This is a genomic window from Kitasatospora sp. NPDC048722, assembly GCF_040650235.1.
GTDB lineage: Bacteria > Actinomycetota > Actinomycetes > Streptomycetales > Streptomycetaceae > Kitasatospora.
Genome location: NZ_JBEZGX010000011.1, coordinates 1 through 16,359, shown reverse-complemented (window position 1 = coordinate 16,359; position 16,359 = coordinate 1). Strand labels below are relative to the sequence as shown.

Below are 16,359 nucleotides of genomic sequence, written 5' to 3'. Positions count from 1 at the left end.
GCTAGAAGTACCCCTCGCGCTTGCGGTCTTCCATCGCGGCCTCGGACAGCTTGTCGTCGGCCCGCGTCGCGCCGCGCTCGGTGAGGCGGCTGGCGGCGATCTCGGCGATCACGGCCTGGATCGTGGTGGCGTCGGAGTCGACGGCGCCGGTGCAGGACATGTCGCCGACGGTGCGGTAGCGGATCAGGCGCCGCTGGACGGGCTCGTCCTCGCGGGGCCCGCCCCACTCGCCGGCGGTGAGCCACATGCCGCTGCGGGAGAAGACGTCGCGCTCGTGGGCGTAGTAGATCTCCGGCAGGTCGATGCCCTCGCGCTCGATGTACTGCCACACGTCGAGCTCGGTCCAGTTGGAGAGCGGGAAGACGCGCACGTGCTCGCCGACGGCGTGCCGGCCGTTGTAGAGCGACCACAGCTCGGGGCGCTGGCGGCGCGGGTCCCAGGCGCCGAACTCGTCGCGCAGGGAGAAGACGCGCTCCTTGGCGCGGGCCTTCTCCTCGTCGCGGCGTCCGCCGCCGAAGACGGCGTCGAAGCGGTTGGTCTCGATCGCGTCGAGCAGCGGGACGGTCTGCAGCGGGTTGCGGGTGCCGTCGGGGCGCTCGCGCAGGACGCCGCGGTCGATGAAGTCCTGGACGTGGGCGACGTGCAGGCGCAGGCCGTGCTCGGCGACGACGCGGTCGCGGTAGGCGATGACCTCGGGGAAGTTGTGCCCGGTGTCGACGTGCAGCAGCGAGAAGGGCACCGCGGCGGGCCGGAAGGCCTTGAGCGCCAGGTGCAGCATGACGATGGAGTCCTTCCCGCCGGAGAAGAGGATCACCGGGCGTTCGAACTCCCCCGCGACCTCGCGGAAGATGTGCACCGACTCGGCCTCCAGCGCGTCCAGGTGGGACAGCGCGAAGGGGGTGTCGTCGGCCTGCACCGTGTGCTGGGTCGCGGTGGTCATGCGAGGCCCCTTTCGGTCAGGAAGGCGTGCAGCTCGGCGGCGGACTCGGTGACCGCGCGGCCCTGCGTCTGGAGGCGCAGCTCCGGGCGCTCCGGCGCCTCGTACGGGTCGTCGACGCCGGTGAGGCCGGAGATCTCCCCGGCGGCCTGCTTGGCGTACAGGCCCTTGACGTCGCGTTCGGCGCACAGCTCGACCGGGGTGGCGACGTGGATCTCCAGGAACTCGGTGCCGGCGCCGGCGTGGCGCTCGCGGACGGCGGCGCGCGAGTCGGCGAAGGGGGCGATCACCGGGGCGAGCACCTTGACGCCGTTGGCGGCCAGCTTCTCGGCGACGAAACCGATCCGGGTGACGTTGGTGTGCCGGTCCTCGCGGGAGAAGCCGAGGCCCTTGGAGAGGAACTCGCGGATCTCGTCGCCGTCCAGGACCTCGACCTTGTGGCCCTCGGCGCGCAGCCGCTCGGCCAGGGCGTTGGCGAGCGTGGTCTTGCCCGCGCTCGGCAGCCCGGTCAGCCACACGGTGGCGCCGCGCTCGCAGGGGGCGGCCGCGCGGGCCGCCGCAGTGCTCGCGACGGAGCCGTGGCGCCTCGGTGTGTCGGCTGTCGTCACGGTTCGAGTCCTTCTCGGTCGACGGTGGTTCGGGTTCAGCGGTGGTGCAGGGCTCAGAGGTGGATGCCGCACTCGGTCTTGCCGGAGCCGGACCAGCGGCCGGCCCGGGCGTCCTCGCCCTCGGCGGGCTTGCGGGTGCAGGACAGCGGCGAGCAGCCGATCGAGGTGTAGCCCTCCCACAGCAGCGGGTTGAGCAGCACCCCGTTCGCGGCGACGTAGGCGTCCACGTCGTCCTGCGTCCAGCGGGCGATCGGGGCGAGCTTGACCTTGCGGCGCTTGGGGTCCCACGACACCACCGGGGTGTTCGCCCGGGTCGGCGACTCGTCGCGGCGCAGGCCCGTCGCCCAGGCGTCGTAGGCGCCGAGGCCGCGGTTCAGCGGCTCGACCTTGCGCAGCGAGCAGCACAGGTCCGGGTCGCGGTCGTGCAGGTGCGGCCCGTGCTCGGCGTCCTGCTCGGCGACGGTCTTCAGCGGCGTGAGCGTGATGACGTTGACCGGCATCGTCGCGGCGACCGCGTCCCGGGTGCCGATGGTCTCCGCGAAGTGGTAGCCGGTGTCCAGGAACACCACGTCCACGCCGGGGAACACCGAGGAGGCGAGGTGGGCGACGACCGCGTCCTCCATGGAGGAGGTGACGCAGAACCGCTTGCCGAAGGTGTCGGCGGCCCAGCGCAGGATCTCCTGCGGGGTCGCCTCCTCCAGGTCGCGGCCCGCGGCGGTCGCGATCGCCTCGTAGTCAGTCGTTGCGCTGGTCAACTGCGTTTCCCCCTTCGCTCGGTCCCCCCGCGGCGGCGGGTGACAGCAGGCCGAGGAACTTCAACTGGAAGGCCCTGCGGCAGCCGTGGCACTCCCAGGAGCCGTGCCCGGCCTCGGAGGGGCGCAGGTCCTCGTCCCCGCAGTACGGGCAGAAGAACGGTGCCGCTCGCTCACTCATGACAGCTGCTCCTCGGTGGCCCGGGCCGTCCACTGGGCGAAGCGCTCGCCCTCGGTGCGGTCGGCCTGGTAGCGGGTCAGGAGCCGCTCGACGTAGTCGGGCAGGCCCGCGCTGGTGACCTTCAGGCCGCGGACCTTGCGGCCGAACCCGGCCTCCAGGCCCAGCGCCCCGCCCAGGTGCACCTGGTAGCCCTCGACCTGGTTGCCGTGCTCGTCGGTGACCAGCTGGCCCTTGAGGCCGATGTCGGCGACCTGGATGCGGGCGCACGCGTTCGGGCAGCCGTTGATGTTGATGGTCAGCGGCTCGGCGAACTCCGGCAGGCGCTCCTCCAGTTCGTCGATCAGGGTGCGTCCGCGCTCCTTGGTCTCGACGATGGCGAGCTTGCAGTACTCGATGCCGGTGCAGGCCATCGTGCCGCGGCGGAACGGCGACGGCGTGACGCGCAGGTCGAGCGCCTCCAGGCCGGCCACCAGCGACTCGACCCGGTCCTCGGCGATGTCGAGGATCAGCATCTTCTGCTCGGCGGTGGTGCGCACCCGGTCGCTGCCGTGGGCCTCGGCGAGGTCGGCGATCTGGCCGAGCAGCTTGCCGTCCACCCGGCCGACGCGCGGGGCGAAGCCGACGTAGAAGCGGCCGTCCTTCTGCTTGTGGACGCCGACGTGGTCGCGCCAGCGGCCGACCGGCTCGGCGGGCGCGGGGCCGTCGGTCAGGGCGCGCTTGAGGTACTCCTCCTCCAGGACCCGGCGGAACTTCTCCGCGCCCCAGTCGGCGACGAGGAACTTCAGGCGGGCGCGGTTGCGCAGGCGGCGGTAGCCGTAGTCGCGGAAGATGCCGATGACGCCGCCGTAGACGTCGGCCACGTCCTCCAGCGGGACCCAGGCGCCCAGGCGCACGCCGAGCCGCGGGTTGGTGGACAGGCCGCCGCCGACCCACAGGTCGAACCCGGGACCGTGCTCGGGGTGCACGACGCCGACGAAGGCGACGTCGTTGATCTCGTGCGCGACGTCGAGCAGCGGGGAGCCGGAGACCGCGGACTTGAACTTGCGCGGCAGGTTGGAGAAGTCCGGGTTGCCGATGAAGCGGCGCTGGATCTCCTCGATGGCGGGGGTGCCGTCGATGATCTCGTCCTCGGCGACCCCGGCCACCGGGGAGCCGAGGATGACGCGCGGGGTGTCGCCGCAGGCCTCGGTGGTGGACAGGCCGACGGCCTCCAGCTTCTGCCAGATCGCCGGGACGTCCTCGATCCGGATCCAGTGGTACTGGACGTTCTGGCGGTCGGTCAGGTCCGCGGTGTTGCGGCCGTACTGCTCGGACACCTCGGCGATCGCGCGCAACTGGGCGACGGTCAGCCGGCCGCCGTCGACGCGCACCCGGAGCATGAAGTACTCGGCGTCCAGCTCGTGCGGATCCAGGATCGCGGTCTTGCCGCCGTCGATGCCCTCCTTGCGCTGGGTGTACAGCCCCCACCAGCGCATCCGGCCGCGCAGGTCGGCGGGGTCGATCGAGTCGAAGCCGCGGTGCGCGTAGATCGTCTCAATGCGTGTCCGCACATTGAGACCGTCGTCGTCCTTCTTGAACTGCTCGTTGGCGTTCAACGGGGTGTAGTGCCCCATGCCCCACTGGCCCTCACCGCGGTGGCGGGTCACCTTGCGGGCCGCGGCGGGGCGGCGCGCGGCGGCGCTGTCGGCCGTGGGCTCGACGGTCTCGGGGGAGGTGGCCATGGTGAAGTCCTTCGGGGCAGGTGGCTCTGACACCGGGTGGGTCGCTGGGCGTGCTCGACCGGGCGGTGCTCCTGTGACCTGCTGTTTCTCAGGACCGTGAGGGCAGTGACCGGGCCGGGCGGGCGCCGTGCGCATCCACGTCGGCGGGGATGGCGAGGTGGTGGCGCCGGGGTGCGGTGGTGGCGGCGGGGTGGGGCTCAGGTCACCGGACAGATGGCGCTGGACACGCGAAGGAGATCGACGTGGAGTCGACCTACCAAGGTGGTTCCGGCGCTAGGCATGGCAAGAGATTCGCACGGCGCACGACTCGCGGTCCACTAACGTCCGCATGATGGACGCTGTGGTTTCGAAATGCGGGACGCTGTCGTGTTCCCGCCGCTCCCCCCGCCGCCCGCCCGGAAACCGGCGGGCGCACGCCGCAGGCCCCGCTGAGATCAACCGGCCGGGCCCGGCCCGATACCGTTAGCCCTGTGCAAGCAGCAGGCGATACGAGCAGACCGCACCCCGAGCGGCCCTCCCGGCGTCGGGGCAAGGGCTCCCGGCGCGCGGCCAAGCAGGCCACCTGGCGCCGCACGGCGTGGGAACTGGTCCGGGACACCACCAACACCTGCGTCGAGTACCGGGTCACCGGCCTCGCCGCCGAAGCCGCCTTCTTCACCCTGCTGTCGATCCCGCCGCTGCTCCTCGGCCTCGCCGCGACCCTCGGCTACCTCGACGAGTTCCTCGGCGCCGGCACCATCGAAGGGGTCAAGCGCAGCATCGTCTCGGCCTCCGGGACGGTCCTCTCGGACTCCTCCATCAACGAGGTCGTCGTGCCGCTGCTCAACCAGGTGTTCGACCACACCCGGCCCGACCTCATCTCGATCGGCTTCCTGCTCTCGTTGTGGTCCGGCTCCCGGGCCCTCTACATCTTCATCGACACCATCACCGTCATGTACGGGCTCGACGGCAAGCGCGGCATCGTCAAGACCCGCCTGATGTCCCTCGGCCTCTACCTCGGCGCCCTCGCCGTCGGCTCCCTCGTGCTGCCGCTCCTCATCGCCGGACCGGGCCTCGTCGAGAACGCCGTGCCGGGCAGCGCCGGGATCGTCGGCGCCGCCTACTGGCCGGTCGCCATCGTCCTGCTGATCGTCTCCCTCACGACGCTCTACCACCTCGCCGTGCCCGTCTCCACGCCCTGGCGCGAGGACATCCCCGGCGCCCTCGTCGCCCTCGTCGTCCTCGTCTTCTGCAGCGTCGCGCTGCGCCTGTACCTCGTCAGCTCCGTCGAGGGCCCCTCCGTCTACGGCTCGCTGGCCGCCCCCGTCGCCGTCCTGCTGTGGATCTTCGTCGTGGCGCTCGCCGTGCTCATCGGCGCCGCCATGAACGCCGCGATAGACCGGCGCTGGCCCACCCTGGAGACCGCCGACGCCCGCGCCGAGAACGAGCGCGCCCACGAGGCCGCCGCCGCGGCCACGGTCCGCGAGGTCGCCGCCCGGCGCGCCGCCGAACGCGCCCGCCGGGCCCGCGAACTCGGCCTCGCCGAAGGCGCCGAGGAGGAGTGGGAGGAGGACGAGGGCGACGACGTCGACGTGCCCTCCGAGTACCCCGAGCGCTGGGCCGACGTCCTCGCCGCCGACAACGTGCGCGGCCGCCTCACCGCCCGCGGCGGCCCCCACCACCGGCCCACCCCGCCGCCGCCCGACAGCGACCGGCCCACCGCCCCGCCCCCGGAGTACCCGCCGCCCGGCTACCCGCCGCGGCCGCCCTGGGACCAGCAGCGGTAGGACGTGCGACAGGGCCTCCCCCACGGATGCGGGGGAGGCCCTGTGCCGTTCGCTGCGGCCCGGTGGTTCCCGGTGGTTCCCGGTGCCCTTGCGGCCCGTCAGGCGGTCGCCGGGTTCGGGTTCGGCGGGTACGGGCCGGACGGGTACGGAGTCGACGAGGGCGGAGTGGTCGAGTTCGGTCCGGACGGCTGCGCCGGCGTGTGGAGGCCCCCGCCCAGGGTGCCGCCCGGCCGGGACGGAGCCGGGCCCGTGCCGTAGCCGGGAGCCGTCGGGAAGTCCGCCACCGCGCCCGGCCGGCCGGCCTGCTGCCCACCCGCCTCGGGCGCGGGCTCGGACTGCGGATCCGACGGCGTGCCGTGCGCGGGCGTCCGGCCCGGGGCCCGGCCGGAGCCCTGGCCGTCCGCCTGACCGGCCCTCCGCTCGGCCTGGGCCGGGCGGTTCGAGACCACCTGCGCCGGGAAGTCCGTGCTCGGCAGCGCCGGTTCCAGCGCCGTCCGCCCCGCCGAGTCGCTCAGCTTGATCAGCAGTGCCACCGTCAGCCAGTTCGCCAGCAGCGACGAACCGCCCGCCGCCAGGAACGGCAACGCCTTGCCGGTCAGCGGCACCAGGCCGCTCACCCCGCCGACCACCACGAACACCTGCAGTGCCAGCGCCGTCGACAGACCCGTCGCCAGCAGCTTGCCGAACGGGTCGGTCAGCCCGACCGCCGTCCGCAGGCCCCGCTGCACCAGCAGCAGGTACACCAGCAGCACGGCCGTCACCCCGGCCAGGCCCAGCTCCTCGCCGATCGTCGTGAAGACGAAGTCGCTGCGCCCGGCGAAGCCGATCAGCCACGGCCGGCCCGAGCCCAGGCCCGTCCCGGTCATGTGCCCGGTGCCCAGGCTGAACAGCGCCTCGGCCGGCTGGTCGGAGATGATCGCCTTGTCGTGCACCGGCTTGTAGATGTCGAGCGGGTGCAGCCACGCCTCGACGCGGCCGTGCACGTGCGGCTCCAGGGTGCCGACCACCGCCGCGCCACCGACCGCCATCAGCAGGCCGAGCACCACCCAGCTGGTGCGCTCGGTCGCCACGTACAGCATCACGACGAAGACGCCGAAGAAGATCAGCGAGGTGCCGAGGTCGCGCTCGAAGATCAGCACCAGCAGGCTCATCACCCAGATCGCCAGCACCGGTCCGGCGTGCCGTCCGCGCGGCAGGGTCATGCCCCAGATCTTCCGGCCGGCCAGCGCGAGCGCGTCCCGCGAGGCCATCAGGTAGCCGGCGAAGAAGATCGTTATCGCGACCTTGACGAACTCGTCCGGCTCGAAGGAGAGCCCGAACAGGCGGATCCAGCGCTTGGCGCCGAAGTCCTCCGGACGCCCGGGGAAGAACGCGGGCGCGGCCAGCAGGACGAGCGCCCCCGCCATCAGGATGTAGACGTAGCGCTGGAAGAACCGGTGGTGCTTGATGAACACCACCAGCGCGAGGGACACCACGACCGCGATGAACACCCACATGAACTGCTGCGGCGCGGCCGGGAGCTTCTGGAAGTCGCCCTTCTTCGCGTGCGCCGCCGCGTAGGAGATGTCCAACCGGTCCAGCAGCATCAGCCCGAAGCCGGTCAGGAACACCCCCAGCGGCAGGATCAGCGGGTCCGCGTACGGGGCGAACCGGCGCACCGCCATGTGTGCGGCGCCCGCCAGCCCGCCCAGGGACAGGACGTGCACCAGCAGGTTCGGCGGCATCTTGCCGGTCAGCGCCAGATCGGCGTCGATGTGTCCCGCCACACAGACGGCCACCGCGAGGGCCAGCAGGCCCAGCTCGATGTTGCGGTGGCGCGCCGCCAGCCGGCGGCCCTCGCCGCGTGCAGTGCTTTGCACCCTTGTCGTCCCCTTGTTGTCACCCACGTGGCCGGTATGCCGACGGTGCATCCTGCCAGACGAACGTGCTCCTCCGCCGGTTGCGCACGGGGACGGAACGGGGCGAAAACTTTGCCTCGGCAAAGCTTTGGCCTGATTCGGCAAAGCCTTGTTCAGGGTGCGGTATAGAGAGGCCCCCTGGCCGTGGTGATCCACTGCCCACCGGCCATCATGGCGGGGCGCCGGACACCGCGAACGGGCCCCGGCGCGCCCCGAGCCCGCCCGGGCGCGGGGCCGGCGACAGCACGGCGTGGACGAGGTGGGCGGACGGATGGACGGCTCGGTGCAGGCGCTCGGCTACAGCGGGCCGCCGGCCTGGCAGTGGTCCGACCTCGCCACCTCGTGGACCGCCGAACCCCTCGTCCTCGGCCTCTCCGCCCTCCTCGGCGCCTGGTACCTCCTCGCCGTCCGGGCCGTGCACCGGACCGGCGCCGAACGCTGGCAGCCCACCCGCACCGCGGCCTTCCTCGGCGGGCTGCTCCTGTGGATCTGGGCCACCTGCTCCGGCCTCGGCGTCTACGACCGCATCCTCTTCACCGACCGGGCCGTCCAGGTCGTCCTGCTGCTCATGGTCGTCCCGCTGCTGCTCGCGCTCGGCGCGCCGGTCTCGCTGCTCGTCGGGTCCGCGTCCGAGCGGCGGCGGGAGCGGATCCTGCGGGCGCTGCGCAGCAAGCCGTCCAAGGTGCTGATGTTCCCGGCCGTCTCGACCGCGCTGCTGATGGCGCCGCCGTGGCTCCTCTACTTCACGCCCTGGTACGAGTGGTCGGTCTCCAGCGGCGTCGGGAACGTCGTGCTGCACCTGGCGCTCGTGCTGCTCGGGCTCGCCTACTTCTGGCCGCGGCTCCAGATCGACCCCGTCGGGCACGAGTACCCGCACCTGGTCGGGCTGTTCATCACCTTCGCCGAGGTGATCTTCGACGCCGGGCTCGGGATCGTCCTCATCTACGGCGGCCACCTCGTCGCCGAGCACCACTACGTCGCCCTCGGGCGGCCCTGGGGGCCGAGCCTCGCACAGGACCAGACCTGGGGCGGCAACGCCTTCTGGGTGCTGGGCGACCTCGTCGGCCTGCCGTTCCTGGCCGCGCTCGTGCGGCGCATGGTGGTGCAGGGACGCGAGGAGATCAAGGCCGTGGACGCCGAGCTGGACGCCCGCTTCGAGGAGGCGGCGGCCCAGGCGCGCGCGGAGGGGCGCGAGGAGGAAGAGGAGACCGGGATGCGGCCCTGGTGGCTGGACGACCCCAACCTCAAGCACCGCTACGGCGGCTGAGTCCGCCCTCGCCTGCACATTTCCGCAGGTCAAAAACCTGTTGGCGCCAGAACCGTTCTTCGCTAGCGTTTCTCCCGTCCAGTTCGGGGGCCCTGCCGGGCCGCCCGAGGAGTAGAGAGCAGGAGGTGAGCCCCATGGCCGTCGTTGCCCCGATAGCTGCCCTGGGCAGCACGCGCGATCACCTCCTTTTCCCGGCCGCCGGCTGACGTTCCGAGCCAGCCGTAGCCCGCCGGGATCATCTCCTCCCGAAGGGCCCACTGCGTTGTTCAACGCTGCCTCCAATCCGTCGTACCCCTCTTCTTCCTCCTCCCCGGCCGCTGAGCACGTCGAGCGGCCTGAGCACTCCGACGCGCTGTCCGGCTACGGCTGGACGGCCGAGCTCGCCGTGCTGTTCACCCCGCTCGCCGAGGCCGGTCTCGTCCCGGCCCGCATCGTCCGTGTCGACCGCGGCCAGTGCGACGCCGTCCTGGCCGACCCCGAAACCGGTGAAGTGCGCACCGTCCGGCTCGACACCCGGCCGGTCGGCGACGCCGACATGATCAACTGCCCGTGCACCGGCGACTGGGCCGCCGTCGACCTCGACGCCCAGCCCATGGCCGCCGTCACGGCGCTGCTGCCGCGCAGCACGGCGATCATCCGCAAGGTCGCCGGCAAGCGCTCCGACGGCCAGGTCCTCGCGGCCAACGTCGACACCGTCCTGATCGCCGCCTCCCTCGCCGCCGACCCCGACCTCGGCCGGATCGAACGCTTCCTCGCCCTCGCCTGGGAGTCCGGCGCCGAACCCGTCGTCGTCCTGACCAAGGCCGACCTCGTGGACGACGCCGAGTTCATCCGCGCCGACGTCGAAGGCGTCGCCCCCGGCGTCACCGTGCTCGTCGTCAGCGCCGAGACCGGGGAGGGCATGGACGTCCTGCGCGCCTGCACCCCCGGCACCACCGCCCTCATCGGGCAGTCCGGCGTCGGCAAGTCCACCCTCACCAACGCGCTCGTGGGCGCCGACGTCATGGCCGTCCAGGCCGCCCGCGACGTCGACCAGAAGGGACGCCACACCACGACCACCCGCGAACTCATAGCGCTGCCCGGGGGCGGCGTGCTCATCGACACCCCCGGACTGCGCGAAGTCGGCCTCTACGGTGGTGAGGGCGTGGACCTGGCTTTCGCCGACATCGCCGAGCTGGCCGAGGAGTGCCGCTTCTACGACTGCGGCCACCACACCGAGCCCGGTTGCGCCGTCCGGGCCGCGCTGGAGGAGGGCACGCTGCCGCAGCGGCGGTGGGAGAGCTACCGCAAGCTCCAGCGCGAGAACGAGTGGATCGCGTCCCGGTCGGACGCCCGGCTCGCCTCGGCGCGGCTGAAGAAGTGGAAGGCGATCACCAAGTCGATGCGGAAGGAGAACGGCCCGGTCCGGCGCTGAGACCGCACACCCCGCAAGGCTGGGCACCGGGCCCGGTGCCCAGCCGGCGGAGGGTGACGAGGATCGGAGAGCTGCGTCAGAGAGCTGCGCCACGTGGTGGGCCGGTGGGCCGGTGGGCCGGTGGGCCGGTGGGCCGGTGGATGGGTGGGTGAGGCGGCCGAGGCGGCCGAGGTGGATGGTGGGCGCGCGCGGGCGGAGGGTGGGAGGGAGGGGGAGGGGGGAGGGGCCCGGTCAGTCAGGTCCGTAACCCCCGAGCAGCGGTCCCGTCGGCGCTCCGGCATCGCCGGAGCGCCGACGGGGAGACAGCCGAGGGCGAGCGGGAGAGGGCAGCCCCCCGACGGTCATGTCCGATTCCCGCCAGTCGACGCCCCTCCGGTGCCGCAGACTGGACAGCGTGATCGACGACGACATCCGGTATCGAGCCGTGGACAGCCGGGACTCCCGCTTCGACGGGGTCTTCTTCACGGCCGTCACGACGACCGGCATCTACTGCCGACCGAGCTGCCCCGCCGTGACGCCCAAGCGCACCAACTGCGTCTTCTACCCGAGCGCCGCCGCCGCCCAGGGCGCCGGCTTCCGCGCCTGCCGCCGCTGCCGCCCCGACTCGGTGCCCGGCTCGCCGGAGTGGAACCACCGGGCCGACCTGGTCGGCCGGGCGATGCGCCTGATCGGCGACGGGGTCGTGGACCGCGAGGGCGTCGCCGGCCTCGCCCACCGCCTCGGCTACAGCGCCCGCCAGCTCCAGCGCCAGCTCATCGCCGAACTCGGCGCCGGCCCGATCGCGCTCGCCCGCGCCCGCCGTGCCCAGACCGCCCGGCTGCTCCTGCAGACCACCGAACTCCCGGTCACCGACGTCGCGTTCGCGGCCGGCTTCGCCTCCGTCCGGCAGTTCAACGACACCGTCCGCGAGGTCTACGACCGCACCCCGAGCGGCCTGCGGGCCGAGGTCGCGGCCGGCCGCCGCATCGCGACCCCGGCCGGCGGTCTCACCCTTCGCCTCGCCTACCGCGGCGCGATCGACAGCGATCACCTGATCGACTTCCTCGCCCTGCGCGCCGTCCCCGGCGTGGAGGAGGTCGTCCCCGGCGCGCGCCCCGGCGTCCGCACCTACCGCCGCACCCTCGCACTCCCCTACGGCCACGGCATCGCCGAGGTCGACGGTCTCGCGCCCGGCGACGAGCGCACCCGCGGCTGGCTCGACTGCCGCCTCCTCCTCGCCGACCTGCGCGACCTGCCGACGGCCGTCCAGCGCCTGCGCGTCCTCTTCGACCTCGACGCCGACCCCGACGCCGTCGACGAGCAGCTCGGCGCCGACCCGCTCCTCGGCCCGCTGGCCCGCGAGCGCCCCGGCCTGCGCTCGCCCGGCCACGTCGACCCGCACGAGCTCGCCGTCCGCGCCGTGCTGGGCCAGCAGATCACCGTCGGCGCGGCCCGCACCCTGGCGGGCCGGCTCGCCGAGAAGTACGGCGCCGCCCTGCCCGAGCCCAACGGCGGCCTGCGCCTGCTCTTCCCGACGGCGGCCGCCCTGGCCACCGCCGACCCCGAGGACTTCGCGATGCCCGCCGCCCGCCGCCGGGCGCTCACCGGCCTCTGCGCCGCCCTCGCCGAGGGCGTGGTCCGGCTGGACGGCGGCGTCGACCGGGAGCAGTCGGCCGAGCAGCTGATGGCCCTGTCCGGCATCGGCCCCTGGACGGTCGGCTACCTGAGGATGCGGGCGCTCGCCGACCCCGACGTCTTCCTCCCGAGCGACATCGGCGTCAAGCACGGCCTCGTCCGCCTCGGCGCTCCCGGCGACCCCAAGTCCGCCGCCCGTGCCGCCGAGGCGTGGGCCCCCTGGCGCTCCTACGCGGTCCACCGACTGTGGGCCGGGCCCGCGAGCGCCACCAGCACCGGAACGGAGAACGCACGAGCATGACCACGACCGTGTTCACGACCATGGAGAGCCCCTTCGGGCAGCTGCTGCTGAGCGGCGTCCGGCCCGACGGGGGCGGTCCGGCCGCGCTGGCCGCCGTCACCGCCCCCGGCCAGAAGTACGCCCTCGCCGAGCCCGCCGACGGCTGGGTCCTCGACCCGAAGTCCCTCGCCGAGCCGGTGGCCCAGCTGACCGCCTACTTCGCCGGTGAGCGCACCGGGTTCGACCTGCCGCTCGCCCCGGAGGGCACCGACTTCCGGCGGCGGATCTGGGCGGCCCTGGACGAGATCCCGTACGGCGAGACCGTCACGTACGGCCGACTCGCCGCGATGGCGGGCGAGTCGCCGCGGGCCGTGCGCGCCGTCGGCGGTGCCGTGGGCGCGAACCCGCTGCTCATCGTCCGCCCCTGCCACCGCGTCCTCGGGGCCAGTGGCGCCCTGACCGGCTTCGCGGCCGGCGTCGACCGCAAGCGCTGGCTCCTGGAGCTGGAGAGCGGCACCCTCTTCTGAGTGCCGCCCCGGCGGGCCTAGGCCCGGAGGTCGACGCGCCAGTCGTGGCTGCGCATGAAGCGGCCGGGCGGGAACTCGAAGTCCGTCTCCCCGAGCAGTGTGAAGCCGGCCTTCTCGCAGACGGCGTTCGACGCGGGGTTGTCGACCGACGGGAAGGCGTGCAGGTACCGGTGCCGGGCCTCGCGGCGGGCGGCGGCGACGGCCGCGCGGGTCGCGGCCACGGCGATGCCCCGGCCCTGGAACGGCGGGAGGACGTTCCACCCCATCTCGTGGACCGTCCCGCCCTCCCACGTCCGGGTGCCGTAGCCGACGGTGCCGACGGACTCGCCGCCGGGGAGCAGCTCGATGCGGTACATGCAGCCGAGGCCGGAGGGGACGAAGTCGAGGTAGCGGGCGTGCCGGACGAGCACCTGCTCCTCGCTCTCCGGGCCGCCGACGTGCGTCTTCATCTCCGGCGTGTTGACCCGGCGCAGCAGCGCGAGGTCGGCGTCCGTCCAGGGTTCGAGGTGTACCTGCGCCGTGTTCACGGCACGCACGGTAGTGCGCGCGGGGCGGGCGTGACCAGCGGTTATTCGGCGGACGGGGTGGGGCCGGCGAGGGCCCGGGCGAGCTGGTCGAGGGCGGGCAGGGCCTGGAAGACGGCATCGCGGTCGGCTGGGTCGAGGGTGCCGAGGGCGTCGGCGATGCGGCGTTCGTGGGCGTGCTGCCAGTCGTCGAGCTGGCGCTGGCCGGCGGGGGTGAGGGCGATGCGGGCGGTGCGGCGGTCGCCGGGGTCGGCCTGGCGGTCGACGAAGCCGGCGTCGAGGAGCTTGCCGACGAGGCCGCTGACGGTGTTGGGTGCGAGTCGCTGGCGGGCGGCGAGTTCGCCGACGCGCAGGGGTGCGGCGGCGAGGGTCTGGAGGAGCTCGACCTGGGCCATGGGGAGGGATTCCCACGGGTAGTCGGTGCGGATGCTGCTGCGCAGGGCGCGGCGCAGGCGGGTGACGACGTCGGTCAGCCGCCGGGCGTGTTCGACCGACGTTTCGGGGGTTCCGGTGGCGGAGTCGGGAACGTGCGGTGACGACGGCATGGCGGACAGCGTATCGCCTGGTGCGGGGCGCTTCGGCCGGCCCGGTGGGGGTGCCGGGGAGCCCGTGCGGGCGCGGCCCCGCCCGTTGCGCCGGCCCGCGCGGATCGTCCGCCCCGCCCCGTGCGCATCGGATTCCGACCAGGTCGTAGAAAGAACATATCTGCGTCCGATATATTGAGTGACATGAACGCCACCGCCCTCGCCGCACGGCTGCTCACCGAGCGCCCCCGGCCCCGCGGCGTAGCCGGCTGGCGCCACGCCCACTGGCTGGCCGTCGGCACCGTGTGTCTCGGCGCCTTCCTCGGTCAGCTCGACGCCAGTGTGATCGCCCTGGTCTTCCCGGCACTCGGCCGCCATTTCGGCGCGGGTTTCGCCGCCGTCGAGTGGGTCGCCCTCGCCTACCTGCTCGTCCTGGTCGCCCTGCTGGCCCCCGTCGGCTGGCTGTCCGACCTGGTGGGCCGCAAGACGATGTACATCGGCGGCTTCGCCGTCTTCGGCCTGTCCTCGCTCTGCGCCGGGTTCGCCGGCGGCCTCTGGATCCTGGTCGGTTGCCGGGCCGTGCAGGCCGTCGGTGCCGCGATGATGCAGGCCAACAGCGTCGCCCTGGTGGCGCGCGGCGTGCCCGAGCACGCGATGCGGCGCGCGCTCGGCATCCAGGCCGCCGCCCAGGGCCTCGGGCTGGCGCTCGGGCCGACCCTCGGCGGGCTGCTGGTCGAGCACGCGTCGTGGCAGTGGGTGTTCTGGGTCAACGTGCCGATCGGCGTGCTCGGCATCGTCGCCGGCTGGTACCTGCTGCCGCGCACCAGGACGGAGCACACGGCCGTCGTGCCCGGGCCGCGCCGGCCGCTCGGGAAGGCGCACCGCTTCGACTTCCCCGGCATGCTGCTGATCACCGGCGCCACCACGGCACTGCTGCTCGCGCTGTCCACCGCCTCGGGCCTGCCGCTGCCCGGCCGGCTCGTCGCCGTCCTCCTCGTCGCCTCGGCCCTCCTGACGCTCGCGCTGGTGCGCAGGGAGCAGCGGGCCGCCCGCCCGATCCTGGCGCCCGGGCTGGTCAACACGCCGGGCGTGCGGTCCGGGCTGGTGGTCGCGCTGATCGGGTACCTGCTGCTGTTCTGCCCGCTCGTGCTGGGCCCGGTGCTGCTGACCGGAGCGGGCGTGTCGACGGCCGGTGCGGGTCTGGTGATCACGCTGCTGCCGGCCGCGTTCGCGGTCGCCGCGACGGTCGGCGGCGGGCTGCTGCCGCGCGGCTGGTCGGACGTGACGAGGTGTCGCTCCGGCGCGCTGATGGCGGGCGCCGGACTGCTGCTGTTCGCCCTGCTGCCGGTCTCGGCCGGGGTGTCGGCGGTCCCGTTGTTGGTCGCCGGGTACGGCCTCGGCCTGCTGCTTCCGGCGAACAACGCACTGGTGATGCGGGCGATCCCGGCGGCCTGCTCGGCGGTCGGCGGCGGCATGGTGAACATGGCGCGCAGCCTGGGCACGGCGCTCGGCATGGCGCTGTCGGTCCTGGGTGTCCACCTGGCGGGCGCGGCGTCCGGCGGTCGGACGGTGCTGCTGGTCCTCGCGGGGGTCGCGGCGGCGGCCGTGCTCCTCACCGGGCCGGTCCGCCCCGGCGGCCCCACCCGTTCCTGACGCCGCGCCTAGGACACGGCGTTCAGTGCGTCCTGGGCCCGGTTGAGGCCGAGCCGCACGAGGGTCTCCACCGCGTCCGCGCAGCGGTCCAGGACGCCCGGCAGGGCGGCGAGTTCGTCCTCCGAGAACTTCTTCAGCACGAAGTCGCCGACGCTCTGCCCCTTCGGCGGGCGGCCGAGGCCGAAGCGCAGCCGGACGAAGTCGCGGGTGCCGAGGACGTCGCCGACCGAGCGCACGCCGTTGTGCCCGCCGGGGCCGCCGCCGCGCTTGAGCTTGCAGGAGCCGAACGCGAAGTCGAGGTCGTCCTGGACCACCACCAGCTGCTCGACGGGCACGCCGTGGCGCCGCATCAGGCCGGCCACCGGGCGGCCGGAGAGGTTGATGAACCACTGCGGCTTGACGAGCAGCACCCGCCGGCCGTCCACCTCGATCTCGGCGACCTGGCTGCCGATCGCGCGCCGCCGGAACCGCGCGCCGTGCCGCTCGGCGAGCCGGTCGACGGCGAGGAAGCCCGCGTTGTGCCGGGTGAGCCGGAACCAGGGGCCGGGGTTGCCCAGGCCGGCGACGAGCCAGGGGGCGGCGGGGGTCATCTTCGGTGCTCCAGGGTGCAGGGGGAACGGACCGGGGGCCGGTTCGGGAGATCGGGGTCGAAAGGGAGCGGGGTGCGGTGGGGACGGAACGTTCCGTCCCCAC

16 protein-coding genes are annotated in these 16,359 nt (G+C 73.6%); 6 read left to right on the top strand and 10 right to left on the bottom strand.

The features are described 5' to 3' along the window. Window position 1 precedes the first annotated feature (1 nt). The 6 genes from cysD to AB0C76_RS10890 all read right to left on the bottom strand — a co-directional run bounded on the left by cysD (window position 2) and on the right by AB0C76_RS10890 (window position 4,480). Window positions 2–940, bottom strand: a complete 939-nt coding sequence (gene cysD / locus AB0C76_RS10915; RefSeq protein ID WP_359962862.1) for a sulfate adenylyltransferase subunit CysD — start codon at window positions 938–940, stop codon at window positions 2–4. Next, the gene (cysC, locus tag AB0C76_RS10910; protein WP_359962859.1) at window positions 937–1,545 is read right to left on the bottom strand and encodes an adenylyl-sulfate kinase; all 609 of its coding nucleotides are present in this window, start codon (window positions 1,543–1,545) and stop codon (window positions 937–939) included. The genes cysD and cysC overlap by 4 nt, the downstream gene beginning before the upstream one ends. A 53-nt stretch (window positions 1,546–1,598) precedes the next feature. Next, entirely contained in the window at window positions 1,599–2,300 is a 702-nt protein-coding gene (locus AB0C76_RS10905; RefSeq protein WP_359962856.1) for a phosphoadenylyl-sulfate reductase, read from the bottom strand. Further along, window positions 2,281–2,478, bottom strand: a complete 198-nt coding sequence (locus tag AB0C76_RS10900) for a hypothetical protein (protein WP_359962854.1) — start codon at window positions 2,476–2,478, stop codon at window positions 2,281–2,283. The genes AB0C76_RS10905 and AB0C76_RS10900 overlap by 20 nt, the downstream gene beginning before the upstream one ends. Beyond that, on the bottom strand, window positions 2,475–4,199 hold the full coding sequence (locus AB0C76_RS10895) for a nitrite/sulfite reductase (RefSeq protein ID WP_359962852.1): 1,725 nt from the start codon (window positions 4,197–4,199) through the stop codon (window positions 2,475–2,477). Before AB0C76_RS10895 ends, AB0C76_RS10900 begins: the two co-directional genes overlap by 4 nt. Window positions 4,200–4,396: 197 nt before the next feature. Beyond that, window positions 4,397–4,480: a putative leader peptide gene (locus AB0C76_RS10890; RefSeq protein ID WP_310593185.1), complete on the bottom strand. Its 84-nt coding sequence runs from the start codon at window positions 4,478–4,480 to the stop codon at window positions 4,397–4,399. Window positions 4,481–4,669: 189 nt separating this feature from the next. Between AB0C76_RS10890 and AB0C76_RS10885 the strand changes: the two genes are divergently transcribed. Next, entirely contained in the window at window positions 4,670–5,965 is a 1,296-nt protein-coding gene (locus AB0C76_RS10885; protein WP_359962849.1) for a YihY/virulence factor BrkB family protein, read from the top strand. Window positions 5,966–6,063: 98 nt separating this feature from the next. Here AB0C76_RS10885 and AB0C76_RS10880 read toward each other — a convergent pair whose 3' ends face one another. After that, the gene (locus tag AB0C76_RS10880; RefSeq protein WP_359962847.1) at window positions 6,064–7,824 is read right to left on the bottom strand and encodes an FtsW/RodA/SpoVE family cell cycle protein; all 1,761 of its coding nucleotides are present in this window, start codon (window positions 7,822–7,824) and stop codon (window positions 6,064–6,066) included. A 310-nt stretch (window positions 7,825–8,134) separates the two neighbouring features. Between AB0C76_RS10880 and AB0C76_RS10875 the strand changes: the two genes are divergently transcribed. The 4 genes from AB0C76_RS10875 (at window position 8,135) to AB0C76_RS10860 (ending at window position 12,965) form a co-directional block, all read left to right on the top strand. Further along, window positions 8,135–9,130: a cytochrome c oxidase assembly protein gene (locus AB0C76_RS10875; protein ID WP_359962844.1), complete on the top strand. Its 996-nt coding sequence runs from the start codon at window positions 8,135–8,137 to the stop codon at window positions 9,128–9,130. A 352-nt stretch (window positions 9,131–9,482) separates the two neighbouring features. Then, complete coding sequence (rsgA, locus tag AB0C76_RS10870) at window positions 9,483–10,544, top strand: ribosome small subunit-dependent GTPase A (RefSeq protein WP_359963171.1); 1,062 nt, start codon at window positions 9,483–9,485, stop codon at window positions 10,542–10,544. Between the two features lie 343 nt (window positions 10,545–10,887). Beyond that, window positions 10,888–12,459 (top strand): AlkA N-terminal domain-containing protein, encoded by a 1,572-nt coding sequence (locus AB0C76_RS10865; RefSeq protein WP_359962841.1) that lies wholly within the window; start codon window positions 10,888–10,890, stop codon window positions 12,457–12,459. Then, complete coding sequence (locus tag AB0C76_RS10860) at window positions 12,456–12,965, top strand: methylated-DNA--[protein]-cysteine S-methyltransferase (RefSeq protein ID WP_359962838.1); 510 nt, start codon at window positions 12,456–12,458, stop codon at window positions 12,963–12,965. The genes AB0C76_RS10865 and AB0C76_RS10860 overlap by 4 nt, the downstream gene beginning before the upstream one ends. A gap of 17 nt (window positions 12,966–12,982) precedes the next feature. Here AB0C76_RS10860 and AB0C76_RS10855 read toward each other — a convergent pair whose 3' ends face one another. Further along, a complete protein-coding gene (locus tag AB0C76_RS10855) occupies window positions 12,983–13,492 on the bottom strand; it encodes a GNAT family N-acetyltransferase (RefSeq protein ID WP_359962835.1) in 510 nt (169 codons plus the stop codon). Between the two features lie 41 nt (window positions 13,493–13,533). Beyond that, complete coding sequence (locus tag AB0C76_RS10850; protein ID WP_359962832.1) at window positions 13,534–14,034, bottom strand: MarR family transcriptional regulator; 501 nt, start codon at window positions 14,032–14,034, stop codon at window positions 13,534–13,536. Window positions 14,035–14,217: 183 nt separating this feature from the next. Between AB0C76_RS10850 and AB0C76_RS10845 the strand changes: the two genes are divergently transcribed. Further along, window positions 14,218–15,666 (top strand): MFS transporter, encoded by a 1,449-nt coding sequence (locus AB0C76_RS10845; protein WP_359962829.1) that lies wholly within the window; start codon window positions 14,218–14,220, stop codon window positions 15,664–15,666. An 8-nt stretch (window positions 15,667–15,674) separates the two neighbouring features. Here AB0C76_RS10845 and pth read toward each other — a convergent pair whose 3' ends face one another. Then, window positions 15,675–16,256, bottom strand: a complete 582-nt coding sequence (pth, locus tag AB0C76_RS10840) for an aminoacyl-tRNA hydrolase (protein ID WP_359962826.1) — start codon at window positions 16,254–16,256, stop codon at window positions 15,675–15,677. Window positions 16,257–16,359 lie beyond the last annotated feature (103 nt).

Excerpts from the sequence above, each read along its gene's own strand:
- AB0C76_RS10875 (WP_359962844.1), top strand. The coding sequence starts at position 8,135 with ATGGACGGCTCGGTGCAGGCGCTCGGCTACAGCGGGCCGCCGGCCTGG.
- AB0C76_RS10850 (WP_359962832.1), bottom strand. The coding sequence starts at position 14,034 with ATGCCGTCGTCACCGCACGTTCCCGACTCCGCCACCGGAACCCCCGAA.
- AB0C76_RS10895 (WP_359962852.1), bottom strand. The coding sequence starts at position 4,199 with ATGGCCACCTCCCCCGAGACCGTCGAGCCCACGGCCGACAGCGCCGCC.
- AB0C76_RS10890 (WP_310593185.1), bottom strand. The coding sequence starts at position 4,480 with ATGCCTAGCGCCGGAACCACCTTGGTAGGTCGACTCCACGTCGATCTC.
- AB0C76_RS10860 (WP_359962838.1), top strand. The coding sequence starts at position 12,456 with ATGACCACGACCGTGTTCACGACCATGGAGAGCCCCTTCGGGCAGCTG.
- cysD (WP_359962862.1), bottom strand. The coding sequence starts at position 940 with ATGACCACCGCGACCCAGCACACGGTGCAGGCCGACGACACCCCCTTC.
- AB0C76_RS10845 (WP_359962829.1), top strand. The coding sequence starts at position 14,218 with ATGAACGCCACCGCCCTCGCCGCACGGCTGCTCACCGAGCGCCCCCGG.
- AB0C76_RS10900 (WP_359962854.1), bottom strand. The coding sequence starts at position 2,478 with ATGAGTGAGCGAGCGGCACCGTTCTTCTGCCCGTACTGCGGGGACGAG.
- AB0C76_RS10865 (WP_359962841.1), top strand. The coding sequence starts at position 10,888 with ATGTCCGATTCCCGCCAGTCGACGCCCCTCCGGTGCCGCAGACTGGAC.
- pth (WP_359962826.1), bottom strand. The coding sequence starts at position 16,256 with ATGACCCCCGCCGCCCCCTGGCTCGTCGCCGGCCTGGGCAACCCCGGC.